This window comes from Trebonia sp., from assembly GCF_030042015.1.
Lineage (GTDB): Bacteria > Actinomycetota > Actinomycetes > Streptosporangiales > Streptosporangiaceae > Trebonia.
In genome coordinates, this window is sequence record NZ_JASIAL010000400.1 from 1 (window position 1) to 2,828 (window position 2,828).

Annotated in this window: 3 protein-coding genes; 2 read left to right on the forward strand and 1 reads right to left on the reverse strand. The window is 69.6% G+C overall.

Going from position 1 to position 2,828, the window contains the following annotated elements; genetic code table 11:
- A partial coding sequence (locus Q1N79_RS21710; protein WP_300611771.1) for a hypothetical protein occupies window positions 1–412 on the reverse strand: 412 nt, incomplete at its 3' end.
- 329 nt (window positions 413–741) lie between these two features.
- Between Q1N79_RS21710 and Q1N79_RS21715 the strand changes: the two genes are divergently transcribed.
- Both Q1N79_RS21715 and Q1N79_RS21720 read left to right on the forward strand, forming a co-directional pair.
- The gene (locus Q1N79_RS21715) at window positions 742–1,401 is read left to right on the forward strand and encodes a single-stranded DNA-binding protein (protein ID WP_300611773.1); all 660 of its coding nucleotides are present in this window, start codon (window positions 742–744) and stop codon (window positions 1,399–1,401) included.
- A gap of 204 nt (window positions 1,402–1,605) precedes the next feature.
- The coding region (locus tag Q1N79_RS21720) for a GGDEF domain-containing protein (RefSeq protein ID WP_300611775.1) at window positions 1,606–2,828 on the forward strand (1,223 nt) is incomplete at its 3' end.

Consider the following 2,828-nt stretch of genomic DNA (forward strand, 5'->3'; position numbering starts at 1 on the left):
GCTTGTGCCAGGCCCAGGAGATGACCGACTCTTCTGGGTTCCAGCTGAGGAGATTCGCCCAGCGCTCGCGGTTGCCGTTCCACAGCTCCTGACGTCCGGCCACCCGCCGCAGCGTCCGCCAGGTGACCTGCCGCATCACGACGGCCTTCGGCAGGTCGAGCCACACCACGGTGTCCGCGCGCGCCCAGACGAGCGGCTGCACCGCGCTGTAGTTACCGTCGATAACCCAGCCATCCGCGGTCGCCTTCGTCGCGACGATCCGCCGGAATTCCTCCCTCGGCAGTGGCTCCCAGCCGTGCTGGTGGTTAACCCCGTCGAGTTCCAGGTACGGCACGCCCAGGATCGCGGCTAGCCGACGGGCCAGCGTGGACTTGCCAGAGCCTGAGGTTCCGACCACCGACACCCGTCGCACGACGTCGGAACCTAACACGCCGCCCCACGGTGACGCCATTCGTTTTTCCCCGCGGCTCTCCCCTGGCGTGTCCGCCAGGCGCAGCGTCCCCGTCCGGCACCGGTGCCCGTCGGCCGCGTTCCGGTCGCACGGCCGGGCATTATGCCGCATCCGGGCCCAGCTGGCAAGGCGTTGTCCACAGGTCGTGGACAAATCGGACAGGTTATCCACAGGGTGCGGATGGCGCTTACCCGGGCGTTGGGCGGTCCGGCACGGTGAAAGTGCACACCGGCCGGCGGGTGCCGGACGCGTGCGACAGCGGCTGAGCAAGTTCAACAAGGAGAACGGCGATGAGCCAGACTAACTACATCGTGCTGTCGGGGTACGTGACGGCGGAGCCCAAGCTGAGTTTCACCAAGTCGACGAGGACGCCGGTCACCCGCATCCGGGTGGGCTCGACGCCCCGCAGGCTGGATCGCCAGACGGGGGAGTGGCGCGACGGCGAAACCTCCTACTACAACGTGACCTGCTGGCGCAAGCTCGCCGAGAACGTCACGGGATCCCTGCGCAAGGGGGACATGGTTCTCGTCCGCGGCAGGTTCCGCACCAGGACCTGGGTGGACGAACAGCAGCACACCAGGGTCGAGCTCGAGATCGAGGCCGAGTCGGTGGGGCACGACCTGTCATTCGGGTGGTCGCACTTCAACCGGGGCGTGCACGTGCCGGCGAGCGCGTCGCGTGACCTCGCGAACGGTGAGGCGATCCGGCATGACATGGCGCCGGACGAAGACCTGGAAGATGGCGAGTTTCCCGGCAGCCCGGACGACTACGGCAGCCTGCCCGGCGACGAGGGTTACGACGGAGGTCTTGCGGCAGGACCGGCGGCGGACCGCCCTGACGACCCGCCAGCGCCGCAGTATGCCGGCGAGGGCCAGTCCGCCGATGACAGCCCCTTCGCCGACCTGGCCGGGGATTTCAGCGAGCCGGCCCGCGAGCCTGCGCCGCTGTAAGGACGCAGCACCCCGAAGGCGCATTACCAGGGTGCCGCACGCAGCAGAAGATTACTAGGGGCAACTAATCGGCTACGCGCGGCACCCAACATGCGGGTTCTGCACACAGCGCGCACGAGATGCATCTATTGTGTTACCTAGAGTTACCTGCAGCGCTGGGCGGAATCGGACGTCGGGGAAGTCATGGCAGCGACAGGCGGAGGCATGTCAGCAGTCCAGGACGTGATTAGACAGCGGCAGCGCGGGTTCCGGCGGTTCGTCCGCTGGCCGTGGTACTGGCCGCTGCTCACGCTGCCGCTGCCGCTGATCGGCTACCTATCCGCGGTGCTGCTCGCCTATCTGGTCCTGGCGGGGTGGGAACTCGGGAAGACGCCGCTGCGCGCGGGGGACATACTGCTGTTCGTCGCGCTGATGGGCTGCGGCGCGGTGTGCATCGAGGCGACCAGGCGGCTTGGCCAGCCCACCGGCGTTTCGAGGGACCTGCTGTCCGCGTGGTGGCTGCCGGTGGCGCTCCTGCTGCCGCCGTTCTACGCGCTGGCCGCGCCCGCCGTGCTTGGCCTGCTGCTCTTCCTGCGGGTGGGCCGCACTCCCGTCTACCGGCGGGTGTTCAGTTCGGCGGCTCTGGGGCTGGCCGGGGCCTGCGCGTCCATCCTGTTCCGGTGGCTCACCCCCATCGCGCAGCAGGGCGAGGCGAGCCGCTGGCTGACGTACGCGCCGCCGCACGTGTGGTTCACCAGGCCGCAGCAGGCGGCGGTCGCGGTGGCGTGCGCCATCGTGTTCGCCGTGGTCAACACCTGCCTCGTCGCGGTCGCCGCCCGGCTCGCCGAGCCCAGCGCCAAGCTGGCCGACATGTTGTGGGACCGCGAGCGGATGCTGCTTGACCTGGCCGAGACGTGCGTGGGCATCCTGGTCACGATCGCGTGCGCGCTCAGCCCGCTGCTGCTGTGCGTCGCGCTGCCGCCCGTGGTCCTGCTGCAGCGCAGTCTCATGCACCAGCAGCTCAAGGCGGCGGCGCGGACGGACGCCAAGACCGGACTGCTGAACGCGGTCGCGTGGCAGCGCGAGGCCGACGTGGAGATCGCGCGGGCACAGCGCGCCGGCGCGCCGGTCGCGGTGCTGCTCGCCGACGTCGACCACTTTAAGAAGGTCAACGACACGCACGGCCACCTCACTGGCGATGAGGTGCTGCGCGCGCTCGCCGCCGAGCTGCGGCAGCAGGTCCGCGAGTCCGACCTCGTCGGCCGGTTCGGCGGCGAGGAGTTCGTCATCGTCCTCCCGAAGACCCAGGCCGAAGAGGCATGCCGGATCGCCGAACGGCTCCGCCGCGGCGCGAGCGCGCTCAAGGTCCCGGTGGGGGACACCGCGGTGTGCGTCACGATCTCGATCGGGGTGGCGGTGCTCGGCCGCCACGGCAATGACCAGTTCGA

What these genes read in the sequence shown, in the direction of transcription:
- Q1N79_RS21715 (WP_300611773.1), top strand. Translation starts at nt 742, where the DNA reads ATGAGCCAGACTAACTACATCGTGCTGTCGGGGTACGTGACGGCGGAG.